The following is a 20,534-nucleotide window of genomic DNA, read 5'->3' as shown; positions in this document are numbered from 1 at the left end:
ACGTTCGCGCAAGCGTGCCGGAGGCATTCAGCTAACATTACCCCAGAAATGGGAGGCTCTTCGGAGCAACACATTATGCGTACAGAGTTGGGAAATTTGAATCGGTAATTGTCCCGTTGAAAGTACACCACAAAAGTACCCCGAATTTCTCAACTCCAAGGCGGTAATGAAAAAATATTCACAGCGGTTAAAACCGCCCGTGTCGTTTCCCTCTCAGGGCTAAAGCCGCTGAGTTTCACGCTTACCGGGTATTCTTATGACAAAATAGCCTAAAAGATCAAAAATAATTGAGAAGACACAAATTTCAGGAGTTAATCAGTTTTACCTTGAGTATTATTATTTCCCTTCCCTAAGTAGATGATACTGTGGGATATTAACTTCATTATTGAGCAATACCTTCGCCAAATTGAAAAAAGCCTTGATTCGTAGGTTGGGTTGTTGCTTAACCCAACAAAGCAAAAATGGCGCAGGTATTATGAAGATAACCCCTGAATTCTTTGTTGATAAAATTTCTATTCAAGTTTAACTGATCAGAATCAACCATAACAGTATGTCTTACGTATCTCTCCTAAAAAACATACCAGAAATATTCAGCCAACCAACGGGAATAGCCGCTATAGCTTCCCTTGGTATCCACGGCGCTATTGCCTTAATTGTGCCATTAATGCCAGTTAACTCTGGTCAATCTTCTAAAACTGACTCACCCAAAGCAGTGGGATTGATGGAACTGAGTACCGCTGATCAAAGCCGATTACCACAACCCCCTAGTACATCCCCAGTAGCTTTACAGCAACCCCAATTACCGCTACAGCAACAACTACCAGGTGCTAATTCAAGCAGTCTATTAACTAACTATCCCGCTTTACAACCGGAATTATCTAGTCAGTCGGTATTACCAGCTATTCCGAGTTCGCCAACTAACTTGAACCTTTCTTATCTGCCTAGCAAGCAATCTATTGAAAGATTGACTCGCAATGATTTACAGATAGCAATGTCTAGATTACCAAGAAGTACATATACTCCCTCGACTTCCTCGACTTCTCCTTTTGTCAATAATCTAGATCAGAGAATGAAAGAAACCGGATCTCTCGGTATTAATCGGTTACCAGAACTGCGACAAAGTAATGAAATACCTGGAGAACCACTGAATAATCCGTCTGCTGAAGCTATTGATATTGGCAGTACAACAACAGCAGGTATTTCACCACCACAAACAGTGGCCTCAGGAAATAATGCTGTTAAGATTCCTCAAGGTGGGGAAAAATTAGCTTTAACAGATAATTCTAGGGGACAATCGCCAGAAATCATCACAAATGAATCTGAATCAAAAGGTAAAAAAACTGAACAATTACTGGCTAAACTGAACTCCTACAATACTCTTAGACAAAATATTCGTCAAGAATATCCCAATGTTAAAGAGAAAGGGGTAATTCGTGAAACCATCTCTACAGATACACCGGAGATGGAAGGGACAGTTGTGGGTAGATTAGTTGTAGATCCAGATGGTAAGGTTTTAGATATTAAATTCCAAGCAGGAACAGAATCGCCTAAGTTACAATCTAAGGCTAGGGAATTTTTCAGTGCTAATCCACCTCAAGCTGATAAGCAGTTAATTAGCTCTTATCCTTTCCAACTCAAGTTCCAAAATAATCCCAATTCTACGGGAGTAAGTTCTAAGATTCAACCAACAGCCACTTCAAATTCTCAAAAATTACCTGAAGTGCAAATCAAACCTTCACTAACACCAAATTCTCAAAAATTACCTGAAGTGCAAATCAAACCTTCACTAACACCAAATTCTCAAAAATTACCTGAAGTGCAAATCAAACCTTCACTAACACCAAATTCTCAAAAATTACCTGAAGTGCAAATCAAACCTTCACTAACACCAAATTCTCAAAAATTACCTGAAGTGCAAATCAAACCTTCACTAACACCAAATTCTCAAAAATTACCTGAATCTGAAAATACTAAAAATCGTCCCGAAACTCCATCAGTAAATACTTCTAATTCTGTCACTTCTGAAAAATCCAGTAGTAATTCGCCGGCTGTATCTACTGAATCTAATCAAAAACTTATCCAAACCTTACGCCAAATCAAGGAAGAAAGAAAAAATCCTTAGCACCATGATCAAGGATCTGGTGCGTTACGTTATCGTTAACACACCTTACGTATTTTTGAAGAATCAAACCGGATTTCTATAGATTTGTAAGGGTTTAGCAGTGTTTATTGGTGTCAACGTAAGAACCGCCAGGGAATAAATTCCCTGTCTCATAGCTCAAGTCCGTTAAAACGGACTAATAAATTTTGCTAGTGTTTAGTCATCAAAAGAGAACTTTCGATATTAGCAAGGAACTTGAGTTCGGCATGGGGTTTTGCGTTAAGTTGACACCAATGAAGCTCTTGCTTTACCCTTACATAAAAAGACCGCAGAAATATTAGACATGGATTGGATTACTCTCCTGCGATCGCTACAATCTGACTTTCTGAAAAGGTTAACATCTAGTTGTCTACTTCATTGTGAAATAGAAGGTCAACATAGTGAATTAACTATCATTTCTGGTGAGAGATTAAAGGCATTACGGGAATTTTGCTGGTTAATGGCGGAAAAATATAAACGCACTTCCCCAGTCCGTGACGTTTTTATTAATAATCTTAAAGGTAAATTAGGCGAGGAAGTTGTTAAAGAAAGATTAGCGGATTTTATTACGGAAGTAGATTATGAAAAACGCTTTGGTGGTGATGGTAAAAGTGATTTTACACTCACTGCTAATTCTGTAATTGGCGTTGAAGTCAAATCTCGTCACGGTAGTATTGATAGAGTTAGATGGTCAGTGAGTGCAGAAGAAGTGGAAAAAAATGCAGTAATTGTTTGTATTTTGATTCAAGAAGAAGTCAATGAAGCTCAATCTGCATATCACCTTTTTTTAGCTGGATTTCTCCCCACGCAAATGATTAAATTGAAAACTGGGAAAATTTCCTTTGGAATTAATCAATTATTGTATGGTGGTGGTTTATTTTCCTATTTAGAACAATTTTCAATTTCGGCAAATTCTCATAAATCTGATTTACCTCAAAGTCAAATAATTAAACCCCAATCTACACCTGTTGATTTAACTATTTTTTATTTAAATCTCGGTGATGAATATTTCCAAAAAGGGGAATATGCAGCGGCAATTAATAGTTACAATCAAGCTCTACAGTTTAATAATAGTGATGCTGATATTTATTATAAACTCGGTTTAGTTAATTATCAATTAGGTGAATATCACACAGCAATTACTAATTATAGTCAAGCAATAAATATTAATATAAATCATCCTCAAGCTTACAATCAAATAGGTTTAGTACATTATCAAATAGGTAATTATCACATAGCCATAGAAGCTTACACCCAAGCAATTAGAATTAATCCTCATATTGCGATTAATTATAAAAATCGTGCTGATGTTCGTTCTCATATTGGTGATACTCAAGGAGCAATTGAAGATTATAATCAGGCAATTAACCTTAATCCTGATTATGCTACCACGCAAAAAGATAGACAAATATCTCGATATTTATTAGATAAACAACAGCAATTAAAGCAAATAATTGATATTGATCCTCATGATGCTATTGGTTATAAAAATCGTGGACATGATCGGGTTGAATTAGGAGATTATGAAGGAGCAATTACTGATTATAATCAGGTAATTCAAATTAATCCTGATGATATTGATGCTTATTATTGTCGGGGTAATGCTCATTTTGATTTAGGAAAATATGCAGCAGCAATTGCCGATTATACTCAGGTAATTAAAATGAATTTTCACTATGTTAATGCTTATTATAATCGAGGAAATGCCCTATTAGAAATTGCAGATAAACAGGGAGCAGTTGAGGATTTCCATAAAGCAGCAAATTTATATTGGCAAGCAGGAAAATTAGCAGAATATAAAGATACACAAGCTAGAATAATAGAATTAGAAATAGAAGCATCTTTAGATATTTTAAATTTCTAATATCAATTTTTTGTGGTACAGAATCATAAAATCATCCGTCTTTATCTGCGTTTATCTGCGTTTATCTGCGGTCAATAATTATTAAAATCTGACTTTAAAATTTATCAAAACAGTTTATAATAAAATAGTTATTAGTGAGTAACTTACAAGTATATGAATAATCAGGGCAAACAAGTTTATAATTACACCGTCATTCTCGAAAGGGAAGAAGATGGAGGCTATCATGCTTTTTGTCCCCTTCTTAAGGGCTGTCATTCTCAAGGAGATACTTTTGAAGAAGCGATCGCCAATATCACAGAAGCTGTAGAATTATATCTTGAAAGTCTCATGGCTGATAATCAACCTATTCCTAAAGAAGATTTTATTGTCAAGCCATTAACTGTTTTAGTATGAGTATTTTTCCAAGTGTCAAAGCTAAAGAGTTTATTAAAGTTGTTGAAAAATTAGGTTTTTATTTTGATCGTCAAAAGGGCAGTCACGTCATTTACAAGCATAATGATGGGCGTAGGGTTGTTATTCCTATTCATTCGGGAAAAGATATCAAACAAGGTACTTTAACAGGAATGATTCAAGATGTTGGTATTGATAAAGAAACATTCTTCAATTTGTTAGGAAGATAGGAGATACTTCTCAAATCCTCCATTTTTTTAAATTGTCGGTTATATTTAATTAACGCATCCTAAAAGCTTGCACTATCGCCTATTTCACAGTACCATCATCGCTATTTCAATAACCAAACCAACCTGAACGCCTATTTCACAAGAGTGCGATCGCACAGACTATAGGTTAAAATAAAACCTAAAAAGCCCCCCTTGTTAAGGGGGGTTGGGGGGATCAAAATGTATTTACCATACAACAAAAACCTTGTACCAAGAGCCAAGGAATTAAGAAAAAATATGACTTTGGCGGAGAAAAAGCTGTGGTATGACTATTTACGGGACTTCAAATATAGGGTTCATCGTCAACGCCCCATTGATAACTTTATTGTGGATTTTTACTGTCCTCAATTAAAGTTAGTCATTGAGGTAGATGGTGATAGTCACTACACAGAAAATGCTCAGGAATATGATCGCCAAAGAACGGAAATATTACAAGGTTACGGTTTAAAAGTGATTAGGTTTAATAATCATGATGTTTTGGATAATTTAGCTGGTGTTGTCACTATTATTGAAGGATTAGATCCCCCCTAGCCCCCCTTACTCAGAGGATGTTTGAAAAGTATCAGAATTAATCGAGATCCCCCCAACCCCCCTTACAAAGGGGGGCTAAATTCCTCAAAGTCCCCCTTTTTAAGGGGGATTTAGGGGGATCTCCGGGTGTCATATCTCACAGAAAAAAGTTTTAAAGCAACCTCTAAAGAGGCAACAATAAATAAGAAATTCCCCTTTTTAAGTAAGGAAATATATCAATCAAAGTCCCCCTTTTTAAGGGGGATTTAGGGGGATCTAGATCAATTCCGATACTTTACAAACACCCTCTAAACTCCATCCCACTCAACCCAAGGCATAGTGATTCACCATTCCATTCACGATGAAGCTCAAAGGTTGTTTGTAATTGTAAACGTCTTTGATTTAATTGCCAATTAAATATTGATGATATAACAGCACCACTAATTAAAGCTCCAGGAAGGGCGCTAATAATTGAATTCAGCCACATCATTGTTTCACTCCTCCAATTGTTATACTAAATATTCGTAAAAAACATTTTTTATTATTTTTAAAAATGATGTTTAGGTAATAAACAAGTAGGGTGTGTTAGCGACAGCATAACGCACCGAATTGATGATAGAGTTGGTGCGTTACGGTGGATTGTTAATTTGGTTTTTTTGTCAAATATTATCGCCACTTAACGCATCCACAAGAGCGATCACATTAGAACATCAGCGATAACACAAAAATTTATAAAAGCTTACAAAGAGGACTGATCGCCAATACACCAGTTGCAGCAATATTACCTATGGCTAAACTAAGCAGAAGTGATACTTGATAATAATGAAGAGCAAGTCCTAAGAAGAAAGTAGCTACAGTTGTTGCTGTACCAAACGAAGAATCGGGACAAATATATGAAGCGGCAATTTGCTTTGCCAGAATAGTAGTGCTTAAGATAGTATATTCTAGCATAGAAACCTCCCCACTAGGATCGATCGCATTTACAGGATTAACCCCAGCATATAAATAATCATGCAACGTTATCGGCTGATTATTGTAACCCTCAAAAGGATCAGTCGAAACAAACCGCCCCGTAGCAGAATCATAATACCTTGCACGTAAATAATAACCATCTACCGCATCATCAAACTGCTCACCAGCAAACAGATAATTATTATCCGCATCCCCCACTTTACGGGTTAAATTACCATAAGCATCATAATCATATTCAACAACAACAGCCCCATTATTATCTGTTAATAGACGAGTGCTACCTAAACCATCTACTTGATAATAAATACGATTATTGCCATTATCTTGAGAAATCAAATCCCAACCATGAGTATAGGTAGTCTTAACATCACCATTAACTTGATATTCCTCAATTACTTGGGCATATTGCTGTTGATTATTGTCAATTAAAAAGCGAGTTTCTTCACCATCAACATTAATAGCGACTCGAATCCCAATATGATCATATTCAAATTCAATTCGTCCCGTTTCGCCATTTTCCGTGACTTCTACTGCTGTTAATTCCCCTTTAGCATTCCATTCATATTCAGCTTGAGTTGTGCCATTTTCAACTTTAGCTTTGAGATTACCTTCATTATCATATTGATAGTTTGTAACCTTACCGCCAAGGGTTTCTTGTAATAATCGGTCATTATCATCATAAGTGTAGGTAGTTGTTCCCTCAACAGAATCTATCTTTTGTAAACGATTACCTACAGCATCAAATTGATATTGAATAGTCTTATTAGCAACAACAGAATCAGTGGTTTTTTCTTGGGTGAGACGATAAAGATCATCATAACTATATTCAACAATCCGCCCGTCATTTTCCTCCACTTTTAGACGATTACCCATACCATCTAAAGTGTAGGTATAACTAGAAATAACATTCGTTTGATTGCGATTTTCCAGGTAAGTTAAACGGTTTAAAAGGTCATATTGTTGATTTTCAATCACACCATTCCCAAACTTAGTTTTAATCAAATTACCTACAGCATCATAATCATAGTCAGTCACCCCATTATCAGCGTCTTTGACTGTATCAATGCGGTTGATTTTATCGTAGGTGTAAGTAGTTGTGCTGGAGGGAACGATTAAAGTAAGGATATTTCCTGCATTATCATAGGTATATTGAATCTTACGGCTATCAGGTTCAGTCCGAGAAATTAACCTATCACGCTCATCATAAACATAACTTGTCACTCCTCGATTATCGGTAACAGTGACTAATTCTCCTGTAAGAGTATAGGTAAAAGTTTCTGTTGGTGTACCATCAGAGAAAGATTTTTCAATCAACCAATTACGCTCATTGTATTTATAAGTAGTAACAACACCGTTAAAATCTGTCACCTCAATTAAATTGCCAATCTTATTATGAATTGTCTCATTTTCTTGTCCTTCCGGTAAAATTGTGGCTTGAAGACGGCGTAAACTATCATATTCAAACTTAGTGATATTTCCATTTGCGTCTTTTTGTTCAATTAAATTACCCACCGCATCATATTTATATTCCGTGCGTTGATTTAAAGCATCAATTACCGTCGTCAATCTTCCTAGTGCGTCATATTCATAATTAGTGGTATTTCCTGCTAAATCGGTTTCTGCAATGACTCGTCCTAACCCATCATAACTGGTGGTCATTGCCGTATTATTAGCGTAATTTGTAGAATTTAAACGATCTAAATCATCATAACCGTAAATAGTTTTACGCCCTAAAGCGTCAGTCATGGAAATTTGTCGCCCGTCTGCATCATAAGTATAGGTGGTGACTTCATTTAGGGCATTAGTCCGGCTAATTAGGCGTTCAGCATTATCATATTTTAATTCAGTCCGATTGCCTAATTCGTCAATTTCCGCAATCACTAATCCGGCTTTATCGTATTCTTTCTTAGTGCGAGGATTATCGTTTAAATCATTAGGGGTACTATCAGGATAAATAACCTCAATTTGTCGTCCTAATTTGTCATAGACATAGTAGGTTTTACGCCCTAATTCATCAGTAAAAATCGTTAACCGATCTAAAGCATCATATTCATTTTTGGTGTGAGGATTATCGGTTAGAATATCTGGAGTGCTATCAGGAAGGATAGTTTCAATTAATAAACCGCGCTCATTATAACGGTATTCTGTCCGTCTTCCCAATGCGTCAATTTCCGCAATTTTTTCTCCTGCGGCGTTGTATTCTGTTTTGGTAATACCTCTTGCACAACCACAGCTACTACCTTCAGGATCAGCTTTTTCAATTAACCGCCCTTGTGCATCATAGATGTAATTGGTAATTGCTCCTAAAGCATCGGTGACACTTTTAACCCGTCCATTATTATCATAAGTAAAGGTAGTTTTTGCACCAGTAGGATCGATTAATTCAGTGAGATTGCCAAAATTATCATAACTAAAAGTGCTGGTTTTATTATTAGCATCAATGACTTTTGTTAATAATCCATTTGCACCATAGTTATAGGTAGTGACATTACCTTCTGCATCTTCTCGTTGAGTGAGATTGCCACTAACATCATAAGTGTAAGTGGTTTTATTGCCTAAAGCATCGGTTTCTGTAAGGATGTCGTTTTTAGCATTGTAGGTATAGGTTTTAGTGTTACCTTCTCCATCAGTTTCTATAAGCTTATTACCCCGATTATCATAGGTGTAACTGGTGGTATTACCTTCTGGATCTGTTTCACTCAAAAGGTTATTATTAGCGTTGTATGTTCTTAAAGTAATACCTCCCAATTGGTCAACTTCTTGAATCACATTACCTTGTTTATCAAAAATTCGAGTAATGTTATTACCGAAAGGATCTTTGATAGTTTGACTAGAAGCAGCAGCATCAAAGTTAATTTCTAATTCATTGCCATTAGCGTCAATAATCTTGCTAATTTGTCCATTTTCATCGTATTCCGTGCGAACGCTAGTTCTGTTTAACGGATCGATGACTTTAGTGAGGTAGTGGTCGCGTTGAGCTTGATACTTGAAAGTAGTTTCGTTATTAGTGCGATCGCCAAACTCGATGAGATTGCCATTTGTGTCATAGCTGTATTTCAAGGATTTGCCATCGGGGTCAATGATTTCCGTAATCCGCCCCTGAGTATCGCGGATAAAGTCAATTTTTGCTCCCGTAGAACTGGTAATGCCGTTGTCGGTGTAGGTCAGTTTGTTGGCGTTGCGGTCTACTATAGTCTCTAATCCTTCATATTGGTCATAAGTGTACTTTGTCCCATCTTTGGTCGTCAGGATGTAATCACTGGGATTGTAGGTCAAACCAAACAAATATATGCCAAAAGAGCCATCCTTCAGGCGCATAATCGGTACATAAGGAACTTCCAAAGTTTCATAAACGCCTGGATCTGGGGTAAATTTCGGTTGCCAAGCATAATAGTCTGGTCCCAAGAAAATTCCAGCACTGGCACTAAACACTTCAGGGGTAAAGGTAAAGCCCACACGCCGTCCATCAGGTGTGGTCAGTGTTACCCGCGTTCCTTCCGTAAAGGAATTGCCGCCAAAGAAATCATCAAAATTAAGATCAACTCCTGTGGGTGCTGATTCCACAATTTGGGCATCTTGTAAGCCGAGTTCCCAACCATAACCAAAGTCACCTTGGAAATTAGCATCGAGACTGCTATAACGACGAGTCACTTCAATGGGAATTCCGGTTAAGGGAATGGATAGATCGGTATAGTCGAGGCTGAACTCTCCGGGTTTCGTTTGAGAGTCAATGCCGACTCCGAACCCTTCGACTGTGATATTCCCATTAATATCTTGAGCATAGATTCTGACAAAGTAATTATCGTTACGATAAAGAGCAGGATCAATGCTTGCTAATATCCCATCAATATTGCCTGTTCCTTCTGCAATCGTGATGTAATCAGGATCTTTAGCGGCGGGATTACTGAGATCGATTAAGCTAACAGGAGCAAGTTCAACTCGATAAAATTCTAAATTCTGATCGTTAATCTTACCTTTAACTTCTGTCTTTTGACGAATAACCAGATTCAATGGGTCAAAACCACTTAAATCAAGCTTGGCGATCGGTGCTGAGGTGTCATTGGGATCGAGTACCCGTACAGAAAGGGTTTCCGTATCCTTATTGCCAGCCAAGTCTGTGGCCGTTGCCACTACTGTAAAGATTCCCGGTTGAGTAAGCTGCACAGAAGCTGTACTGATTCCACCGACAATGGCGTAATCTGGATCTAAAGTTAAGGAATTACCGTCAAAGGAAAGGTCTAAATCAGCCAAACCAACATTATCAAAACCTTGAATTTGTAAGTTAATAGTTTCGCCCCGCTCAAAAACATTACTGCTAAATCCCAGATAGACTTGAGGAACTTCGGTATCAACCGTAACTTCAATAACGTTAAGACTATAGTTTTGCGTAGCTACTCCACCTTTACCATCGCTAACTTCAATCGCTACGGCATTATTGCCAATGGCATTTGGATTCCAAGTAATTAGTCCATTTTCATCAATTGCCATGCCATCTGGAGGATTTTTTAAGGTGTAAGTTAGAGTATCTCCGTTAGCATCAGTAGCTCTTATCTGATAACGATAAGGAACATCAGGAACAGTAAGAGTAACAGGTTCAGAAATAATCAGTGGAGAGCGATTTTCTGAAGTGGATCTTACATTGCCAAAATTAATATTCTCGACAATTCCTCCTACATCTAATTCAACAGTATAGAAGTCAGGTCCAGAAATACTGCCAGTTGGAAAAGTTTGCTTAAAATCAGGTGGAATTATTTCCCGAACAGTGTAATTACCAGACAAAAGGTTATTAAATTCATATTTCCCTGTTTCATCAATATCAAGAGTGCTGAGGTCATCTTCTGCCGTTAATTTAACAGGTTCATCTGGGTCAAGCTTGCCATTATTATTGCTGTCTAAATAAACACTAACTCCTGCTAGTCCTGGTTCATTAAGACCGAACTCCCAAGATAAAATGTCATGATTTCCCCAACCAGCAGCAATACCCGAACCAAAACCAACAAAGAAATTTTCTTGATCTAAAACTTCGGGAATATTAACTATTGTGGAGACAGATACTTCTTGAGGACGTGTATCTCCTTGAGCTACCCTAGCCTCTAAAGTTTGTGATTTGCCATCATAATCAATCCAAACAGTCCAAATTTCTCCATCATTGAAACGACCGTCAATATTAGTTTGTGCTATGGAGTTCAAATCTCCATTCAGATCAATACCGATATGATTTCCACTAACATCACTGATTCCAAAGGGATTATTATTAAAAGTATCTAATTCGATCGCAATGCTATTGAGTAAGCCGCCATAGCCTAGTCCTCCTCCGTAACTACCTAAAGTATCCGTGGGAGAAATAATAAATGTAATACCATCAGCACCTACTCCATCTTCATCAGATATGCCCATACTAGAGGTGATGGCAAATTCAAACTTGGTTGAAAATGATAAAATATTTCCATCTTCATCTACAAGATCAAAAGGATTTTGGAGTAGAGCATTACCAGAAGTGTCAACACGAAAACCTCTATTTCTCGTTAATCTTAAGGCAGTTTCTCCGCTTAAGTCAGACTCAACAATAGTGGTGTCACCTTTTAGGCTTAATCTTGATATGTCGTCAAAATTGGAAAATATCGCTAAATCTCGCAATCCATTTTTATTCAAATCTTCCCACTTTGTACCTCTGATAGTTCCTAGATTCTCATTCATAACATCAACGGTAAAGGTTTGAGTATCCTTTCCACCGCGACCGTCGCTGACTTCGAGATTAAAGTTATAAAATGGTTTCAAAACTCCTGATGGCGTGAAGCTCAATAATCCATCTTCGTCAATTTCTACTTCTTGTAGGGCATTGAGAAGAGTATAAGTAAGTGCATCGTTATCAGGGTCAATTGCTGCGATTTGATAAGTGTACGTTGTTTGCTGGGTGGTATCGAAGACTATTTCAGGAGTGCTGGTAATTTCCGGTGCGCCGTTGATTCCTTCCCTTGTCAAAAACTGGCGCGTTTGTCCCTGATTTCCCGCCGCATCTGACACCATCAACGAGTAGGGAGCTTTTCCGGCAGAGGGCAGGGCAACATCATTAAACCTAAATGCTCCCGTGTCATCAGCGACTGCTTTCTGCTGAGTCTCAACCAACATTACTTCCAGACCCGGATCTGTCTGGCCGATGAGATTAACTTTATAGGCAGTGGTAACGTTATCCCCCTTCTCTCCAGTATCGCTTTCGGAAGCTAATTCAAAGCTCAGAGGCGGAGCAATCCAGTCAAGGGTAAAGCTGACCGTAACTATCTCGGATTCTTGACCAGAGCTATTTTTTGCTTTTAACTCAAGGAGATAAATTCCATTGGGCAAGGTATCATTACTTAAAACATCATATTGCTCAAAAGAGATAGTAAAACTGCCGTCTTCATTCAGCGCACTGCTAATATCAACAAAGCCATTGCCGTTGAGATTCCCTTGCAGAGAAGTAGCCCCCTGTGTCTGTCCGTTAACAGTGGGGTCGAGAGTCAGGCGATCGCTGTTACTTACTCCCGTATCGTTGGTGAGCGCTGCGCTAATGGTTGGAGTTTCAATGTTTTCATCAACATCAATGACGTTGATGGTGAAGTTCTCACTGTAAGTCAGAGAGCTATTACTATTATCAGTGGCAGTAAGGGCGATCGCAATTGTCGGTTCGGTTTCATAATCAAGGCTTTGACCACCTTTAAGCTTTAATTGGAGAATGCCGTTATTGTTGATGACTTCAAAGCGATTGTTGCTGACAGTAACGGTATTGTTGCGGAAGGTAGCTACCGTATCTGGGTCAGTTATTGAGATTGTGGCGATCGCTGCACCAGAAATATTCTCCTCAACAATGTCATTATCTAAGGCAATATCAGTCAATGTTTCATTAACGTTAATAATATCGACAATCAATGATTGTTCATAGCTTAATCCCTTTACATCAGTAGTCCTAACACGAATTCTGTAGTTCGGTTTATCTTCAAAATTAGGGGAATCTTTAATTTTAAGTTCATTTCCAGTAATCGTAAAAGCAATATTATCACTATCTCCCTCTCCAGAAATTAGGTTATAGGTAAAAATGTTTTCTAGATCAGGATCAATAGTATTAAATACTCCAATAACGGTATTATGATTAACATTTTCTTGTTTACTACTTGGCGTTAACTTTAATTCTCTAGGAGCTTGATTTTCATCATTATGCTCACTAATGGGATTTCCTAACTCAAAGCGGAACACTAAGTCATTAAAATCTTTATCTCCACCATCAAAAATATCTTCCCAACCCATTTGGTTACTAGAATAATGAATTAGATGATTTAAGTTATCTGGGTTAGCTTCAGCATAGGAAAAGTAAGCTAAAGCTTCACCATTAGGATTGTTATTGGGATTAGTTTGTAAAAATCCTTGGCTGGTATTGTCAGCAATCAAATACCAACCAATATATTGATTTCCTTCTAGAGAATATTCTTTAACTCCGCTATAGTTACCTTCTCCAAAAGTGACTTGATAATTATCTTGTTTAAAAACTTCTTTTGCATAATTAGCATCATCAGGAGAAATGCCATTAATATTACCATTGATATCATCAACATAATAAAAACCAATTTCGTTTTTATAAGCTGCTTCATTAGATAAAAATTCAACGGTTAATGGCACTGTTTGAGTATTATTTTCTCCAGCTTTAAAGCCCTTCTCGAACACATTAAACACTACATCATTAAAATCTTTATCTCCTCCTCCGGTTAAGTCTTCCCAATTAAAACGATAAATATTATTACCTAGATTGGTGCTGAGAACATGATCAAAATTGTCTGTATTTGCAGATGTAATGGATGAGAAAATATTGATACAATTGGGGTTATTTAAATATTCTGCGCTATTACCATTTTGAATTAAATAAAAACCAACATAATCTCCAGCTTTAAAATCTAGTTGTTTCCAGTTTCCTGCACTACTTCCTTTGCTAAAAATAACTTCGCTTTTTTCTGAATTTAATACTTTTTGGAAATAACCTGCTTGTTGGGGTGAGACTCCATCTATTGAGATTTGAATTTTCACAAGATTACGAAAAACCTAGATGTTTAGGGGTTTAACACTGCTAAACTCTTACCTATAGAATCAGATTATTAAGCTATTTTGAGTATAGTTATTATTACACAAAGCATATCAATTGTGCAATAAGCATAAATACTCAAAAGAGAGTAGTCATTTAGATAGCGCAACGATATTTTAAAACTTGAGCAACAGTTTGTTTTTTTACCTAGCAACATTTCGTAAATAGGCGATTCCTACGGAGCGCTTCGCTATTGCACTACCCATTTTACGATAAAATATTTTGAATTCATTGGATACTTTGAAGAAATATGTGTTTAAAAGCCTGCTTGTAATTCTTGCTCATAGTCTTTAGTCGAAGAATAAATATATGTGAGAACCTAGTATATGATCAAATATACTAGGTTTTGCAGTTTTCAACTCTGAGACAAACGCTTTATCTCTGCACTTCCTAAAATATTGTGGGCTTTCGCCAACATTTGGGGAATTTTTTCAGCTTGGGGACTATTAATAAGACATTCTCGTAAATCTAATTCATCTAACTTATCAGCCCGATTACCAGGAAACCAATGATCAGCTTGTCCTAAGAGATTATAACGCATTTTGCCATAGTCAATCATATCATAAGCCAAAGCCATATTTAACAACCACAAAATCACCCGCATATTTACTTCCCCTGGTGTTTCTTCCCAAGTTGGTAAATTAGTTTCCCAGGTTTTTACCCAATCTTCTCCTAAAATATTGATTGCTTCTGATTCCAATCTGGAAATAATTGGTGGTAGAATTTCTGCCGCATTATCTAATAATTCCAAAGTCTTTAAATGCTCATCAAAATCAGTTGGTTTGGCTGCACCTATACTCAAAGTATGCACTTGAGGATGACTCAAACAAAATAAATCATTAAACACCATTGGACTTAAAGGCGCACACAAATCCACTAACTTTTTGGGAGGTTGATATAATAACCCACCTTTATTAGAAGGGCTAATAATAAATACACCCATATCTAATTTAGTTGCAGCTTCAATAGCAGCCCAGTTCTGGCGATTAATATAGTACCAATGCAAATTCACATAATCAAATTGATTACTATTAATTGCTTGCAAAATTATCTCTGTGGGAGCATGAGTAGAAAAGCCAATAAATCTGATCTTACCTTCAGACTGTAACTGTTTTGCTACTTCTAAACAACCACCTTCACAAATACTATCATTCCAAGTTTCTGCATTATTAATGCCATGTAAACTAAACAAATCAACATAATCTAACTGAAGATAAGCCAAAGATTTTTCAAAGGTTTTGCGAAATTCTTGAGGGTCTGCAACAGGAGAAAGTTTAGTTTGGACTATTAATTTCTCACGGGGAAATTGGGGGAGGATTTTTCCTAACTGCATTTCCGATGTTCCATAACCGCGTGCAGTTTCAATATGATTAATTCCCAATTCTACAGAACGACGAATTACAGCCTCTAAATTTTCCTGATTATCTACGGGAATTTCCTCTGGTGTGACATCTTGCCATTTATATTGATATCGCATTCCTCCGCAGGAAAACACAGGCATTTGTATTTCTGTCCGGCCAAAACGTTTGTATAGCATTTGTGAATTTTTTAACTATCTATTAACTAAGAATTAGGTAAGAATTTGTGTTAGTGCTGATTGCAAATTCGGATATTGATATTCAAAACCTGACTCTAAAGTGCGTTTGGGTAAAACCTGTTGTCCTTCCAAAACCACCTTAGCCCCGTCTCCTAATATAGCTTCTATAGCGAATCCCGGCACAGGCAACCAAGAGGGACGATTCATGACGTTACCCATTGTGGTACTTAAATCATTCATGCGAACTGGTTGAGGAGCAGTGGCATTATATACTCCCTCCATTGTTGGTTTAGTTAAAGCTTGGATAATTAAACTGACAATATCATCTAAGTGAATCCACGAAAACCACTGCTGACCACTGCCAATAGGTCCACCAGCAAAGAGTTTAAAGGGGGTAATCATTTTCCCTAAAGCGCCACCATTACCCAAAACAATCCCAAAGCGTAAAATTACTAACCGCACATTGGTATCTTTTACCTTTCTCGCTTCCGCTTCCCACTCTTGACAGACTTGAGCGAGAAAGTCATTACCAGAAGCACTATCTTCATCAAAACTGGCAGTTTCACTGGTTCCGTAATAACCAATAGCCGAAGTATTGACTAGGACAATGGGGTGAGGATTAGCTTTAGCTATAGCTTCGACAATTTTTTGTGTTCCTAGTTTGCGAGTGTTGAGAATTTCCTGCTTGCGTTCTGGTGTCCAACGTCCCTCAGCAATGGGTTCTCCGGCTAAATTAACTACGCCGTCACAACCAGATATGGCATCTTGCCAAGAGCCGGATACACTGGGGGTATAGGCAATAATTTCTAAGTTAGGAAAAGCTGGGGAGGGAAATACTTTTTGAGCAAAGGTAGGATTGCGGGTTAATACCAAAATTCTATGACCTTCCGTGTGTAGTCTTTCTACCAACCGACTACCCACAAATCCTGTTGCACCACTAATTGCTATTTTCATTGATATTGCTGGTTGTTGATTATACTCAAAACGGCTTGATTGTTTGATTCTAAACGTAGGGGTTTAGCACTGCTAAACCCCTACACATCTGGGTTCTTTGTCATTTGGCAAAAGTTTAAATCTCACCCGTGTTTAGTATACCTACTGAGGAATGGGAATTAAATAAAGGACAAATTTTAATTTACAGAACTTTCTGGTGTTATGAGGTACTTATGTAGCGGGCAATATGCCCGCACTACCGGGGAATCTTTTTTTTGCAATTCTTGGAGATTACAGAAAAATTGGCTAAATAATTAACTATGGGGCAAACCTCCTTAATAAAATTGAGTTGGTAACAACACTAACGGAGCTAAAGGCCATTAATGCCGCTGCACTGGCAGGACCGAGAACAAAACCCCAGCTAGGTAATAATACACCAGCCGCGAGGGGAATACCTATTGTATTATAGGCAAAAGCCCAAAATAAATTCTGACGAATGGTATTAAAAGTGGCCCGACTTAGCTGAATCGCCTTGACAACATCGGTTAGGGAATTTCGCATTAAAATAATTTCAGCCGTTTCCATAGCGACATCTGTTCCTGAATGTAAGGCTATGCCCACATCTGCCTGTGATAAGGCTGGAGCGTCATTGATGCCATCTCCTACCATAGCGACATAAGTTTTGATTTTCCCACATTGAAGAGATTGAATGGTGGCGGCTTTTTGGGCTGGGGGGATACCTGCCATGATGTCGGTGTTGGCGATTCCTAGTTGTTTAGCGATCGCACTGGCTGCTTCTAATCTATCACCACTCAGGAGCATAACTCGCAAACCCATTTGTCGGAGTTTATCTACTGCGGTTTTTGCATCTGGTCTAAGGGTATCACTAACAGCAATTAATCCGGTTAAAGTTCCATCTACAGCTACACCAATCACGGTTTTTCCCTCTGTAGCTAGTTTTTGTCCCTGTTTTTCTGCGGTTTCAGTAATATTAATTTGGTGGTAATTAAACCATTCCCAGTTACCTAAAAGAACTTTTTTTCCCTCAACGACAGCGGATACGCCCATACCTGGTTCAGTATGGAATTCTACAGCATGGGGAATAGCTAAATCTTGGCGTTTGGCTTCTTGTTGAATGGCTGTAGCCAGGGGATGATAAGTACCGCTTTCTACGGCTGCGGCTAGTTGAATGAGAGATAATGGTAAAGTTGATTCGGTAATAACTAGACAATCAGTTACGGTGGGTTTACCTGTGGTGAGAGTTCCGGTTTTATCAAAAACTACCGTGTCTAGTTTATGGACTTTTTCTAAAACGTCGCCACCTTTGATTAATAATCCCCGTTCTGCACCCATACCTGTTCCCACTAAGATGGCTGTAGGGGTAGCTAATCCTAAAGCACAGGGACAAGCAACTACCATGACAGCGATCGCTAATTTTAAACTAATTAACAGGGCAGAATATTGGGTATGGGGGATTAAATGCTGGGGATTATGTCCCATATTGTGAGCCATGATCATGCCACCAGTCATCGTCACATCTGGCCAAAGATGAGTTCCCAACAAATACCAAAATAGGAAGGTTAAACCAGCCGCTGTTAAGACACCATAAGTAAAATATCCAGCCACCGTATCTGCTAATTTTTGAACTGGGGCTTTGCGAGTTTGGGCAGCTTCTACCAAAGCCACAATTTGGGCTAGAATTGTATCATCACCAGTGCGAGTAGCTTGAATAGCGATCGCTCCTGACTGATTTAAAGTGCCTCCAGTCACAGTATCTCCTGCTTGCTTGATCACGGGTACAGATTCCCCTGTCAGCATGGATTCATCTATGGTAGTTTGTCCAAAGCGCACTTCACCATCTACCGGAATTTTATCCCCCGGTAACACCTGCAACCATTCACCCACACGCACCTGTTCCGCCGGAATTTCCATAATATTAGCCCCAGCAATCAATTTTTCCGATTCTGGGTTAATAATTAACCGGGCTGTTTGGGGGGCTAAAGCCAACAATTGGCGAAACGCTTTAGCAGCACGGACTCTAGCCTGTTTTTCTAAAGTTCTCCCCAAAAGAATAAAACCCAACATCATCACCGGTTCATCAAAAAAGCATTCCCAACCCATTTGGGGAAACAATAACGCCACCAAACTGGCAACATAGGCTGTTAGAGTTCCCAAACCAATGAGGGTATTCATATTCGGCGCACCCCGTCGCCAACCTAGCCAACCTTCCACTAAAATTGGTCTACCAGGAATAATAATGGCGATAGTAGCCAGTCCACAATGAAACCAAATGTCATTTAAAAAGGGAAAAATAACAGATCCAATATTACCAAAATGACCAATTCCCGATAGTAACAGTAGTAAACTAGCAATTCCTAACTGTCTAACTATCCTCTGCATTTCTTGGCGTTGTCTTACTTCTGGGTTAGGGATTGTAGATTTATCACCAGCACCTTTAGCCGTCCGTAATTGGCTAGGAAATCCTGTAGCCGTTAATCCCTGAATTAACGCCTCTGCATCTACAGTACCAATTTCCGCCTCTACGACTGCGACTTCTGTTGCGAGATTAACACAAACGCTTTTAACTCCTGGATGCTGAATAAGCTGTTTTTCTACCGCATTAACACATCCAGCACACTTCATCCCTCCAACATCTAAAATAATTTTCTCTGAGTTAAGTATTTTTGTGGGAGGGGCAGATTCTATAACTATTTCAGATTTGGGGATCAGTTGCATGGCCAGTTTTTAGGTTCGTTCTTGTTAGTTTAGCGCTTAATAACTAGCGTCTCTACTTTGAGGTTAAGCCAAATCCGCCACTTTGACTAAGTGAACAATATTAAGTTTCCCCAACTCCCCAAAATCCTCAAAATCCTCAAAATCACAAAAATCATAGTTCAGATGTTATTTTTGAGGTTAAGCGAAATCTGCCACTTTCACCAAAATCCTAAAAATCATTTAAATCACAAAAATCATAGTTTGCTTTTAGCTGTGTAAATTACAGCCGTTAATTGTACTGGTAACATCAAAATCAGGCTTTTGCAGAAATAATTAATTTCCCAATCTGATACGATACTGAAATATCCCATACTCATCATTAGTAAAATGAGTAAGTGAGTTCGGTTGTGTTTGATAATTTGCATATCAATTTCAATTAATTAATAAACTTTCTAAAACCAACCTTGCTTATTCACAAAATAAGTATTAACAAATTCTTCATGGGGTTTATTGAAATAAATCATGGCTTCAATCAAACCAACGATTTGCATAACTATCAATGTAAATCCGTAGGTAAAAGAGCCACCAATTACAGAAATTGCTAACATAATAAAACCTTCTGATGTGTAACCAAGAATAAATTTATGCAGCCCAAATCCACCAAAAATAATTCCAGCATAACCAGCCAACAGTTGTTTAGTAGTGTATGATGGGTTGAGATTACTCATATTTAGTTATACTCCTTGATGATTGGTGATTGGTAATTGGTAATTGGTGATTGGTAATTGGTAAGATTTAAATGTGGATAAATTTTTCTGAAAAGTAATCGTAAAAATATCAAATTTTCTGGTAAAACATCACAAATTTGGCAGAAAAATATTGTGCAGTATCTTCGCTAATTTTCAGGTAGTAATTAACCTCAAAGTTAGTAAAGATCCGACACTATAGATTTTTCTACATATTTATTGTTATCAAATCCGGAGGATTTTGTTTGAGAAGTAATTAAGTAGTTAGCAGTGATAATAAAAACAGTTACCAACAACCTAATGAATTATCTTGACCTGTTCACTGACAACTGTACGGGCGAAGCATTTGGA

11 protein-coding genes are annotated in these 20,534 nt (G+C 37.8%); 5 read left to right on the top strand and 6 right to left on the bottom strand.

Annotated features, from left to right (window positions below):
- Positions 1 to 550: 550 nt before the first annotated feature.
- From FJR06_RS12190 to FJR06_RS12170, 5 genes are all read left to right on the top strand, one after another.
- The gene (locus tag FJR06_RS12190) at positions 551 to 2,122 is read left to right on the top strand and encodes a hypothetical protein (RefSeq protein ID WP_254434420.1); all 1,572 of its coding nucleotides are present in this window, start codon (positions 551 to 553) and stop codon (positions 2,120 to 2,122) included.
- Positions 2,123 to 2,444: 322 nt separating this feature from the next.
- Positions 2,445 to 4,004, top strand: a complete 1,560-nt coding sequence (locus tag FJR06_RS12185; RefSeq protein WP_015080403.1) for a tetratricopeptide repeat protein — start codon at positions 2,445 to 2,447, stop codon at positions 4,002 to 4,004.
- Positions 4,005 to 4,157: 153 nt separating this feature from the next.
- On the top strand, positions 4,158 to 4,397 hold the full coding sequence (locus FJR06_RS12180; protein WP_015080402.1) for a type II toxin-antitoxin system HicB family antitoxin: 240 nt from the start codon (positions 4,158 to 4,160) through the stop codon (positions 4,395 to 4,397).
- Positions 4,394 to 4,624: a type II toxin-antitoxin system HicA family toxin gene (locus tag FJR06_RS12175; protein ID WP_015080401.1), complete on the top strand. Its 231-nt coding sequence runs from the start codon at positions 4,394 to 4,396 to the stop codon at positions 4,622 to 4,624. The genes FJR06_RS12180 and FJR06_RS12175 overlap by 4 nt, the downstream gene beginning before the upstream one ends.
- 219 nt (positions 4,625 to 4,843) lie before the next feature.
- A complete protein-coding gene (locus FJR06_RS12170) occupies positions 4,844 to 5,194 on the top strand; it encodes an endonuclease domain-containing protein (RefSeq protein WP_174783467.1) in 351 nt (116 codons plus the stop codon).
- 274 nt (positions 5,195 to 5,468) lie between these two features.
- On the opposite strand, the gene FJR06_RS12165 is transcribed toward FJR06_RS12170, so the two are convergent.
- The 6 genes from FJR06_RS12165 to FJR06_RS12140 form a co-directional block, all read right to left on the bottom strand.
- Complete coding sequence (locus FJR06_RS12165; protein ID WP_015080399.1) at positions 5,469 to 5,663, bottom strand: hypothetical protein; 195 nt, start codon at positions 5,661 to 5,663, stop codon at positions 5,469 to 5,471.
- 239 nt (positions 5,664 to 5,902) lie between these two features.
- Positions 5,903 to 14,197 (bottom strand): DUF4114 domain-containing protein, encoded by an 8,295-nt coding sequence (locus FJR06_RS12160; RefSeq protein ID WP_168651513.1) that lies wholly within the window; start codon positions 14,195 to 14,197, stop codon positions 5,903 to 5,905.
- Positions 14,198 to 14,607: 410 nt separating this feature from the next.
- On the bottom strand, positions 14,608 to 15,789 hold the full coding sequence (locus tag FJR06_RS12155) for an aldo/keto reductase (RefSeq protein ID WP_015080397.1): 1,182 nt from the start codon (positions 15,787 to 15,789) through the stop codon (positions 14,608 to 14,610).
- A 33-nt stretch (positions 15,790 to 15,822) separates the two neighbouring features.
- Positions 15,823 to 16,743 carry a TIGR01777 family oxidoreductase gene (locus FJR06_RS12150; protein ID WP_015080396.1) on the bottom strand — a complete coding sequence of 307 codons (921 nt, stop codon included), beginning with the start codon at positions 16,741 to 16,743 and terminating at the stop codon, positions 15,823 to 15,825.
- Between the two features lie 297 nt (positions 16,744 to 17,040).
- Positions 17,041 to 19,458, bottom strand: coding sequence for a cation-translocating P-type ATPase (locus FJR06_RS12145; protein WP_168651512.1), 2,418 nt, complete (start codon positions 19,456 to 19,458; stop codon positions 17,041 to 17,043).
- A 431-nt stretch (positions 19,459 to 19,889) separates the two neighbouring features.
- The gene (locus FJR06_RS12140) at positions 19,890 to 20,165 is read right to left on the bottom strand and encodes a TM2 domain-containing protein (protein WP_015080393.1); all 276 of its coding nucleotides are present in this window, start codon (positions 20,163 to 20,165) and stop codon (positions 19,890 to 19,892) included.
- Positions 20,166 to 20,534 lie beyond the last annotated feature (369 nt).

Source organism: Dolichospermum sp. UHCC 0352 (assembly GCF_009711925.1).
Taxonomy (GTDB): domain Bacteria; phylum Cyanobacteriota; class Cyanobacteriia; order Cyanobacteriales; family Nostocaceae; genus Dolichospermum; species Dolichospermum lemmermannii.
The sequence above is the reverse complement of the archived record's forward strand: the minus strand, read 5'-3'. Positions and strand labels throughout refer to the sequence as shown.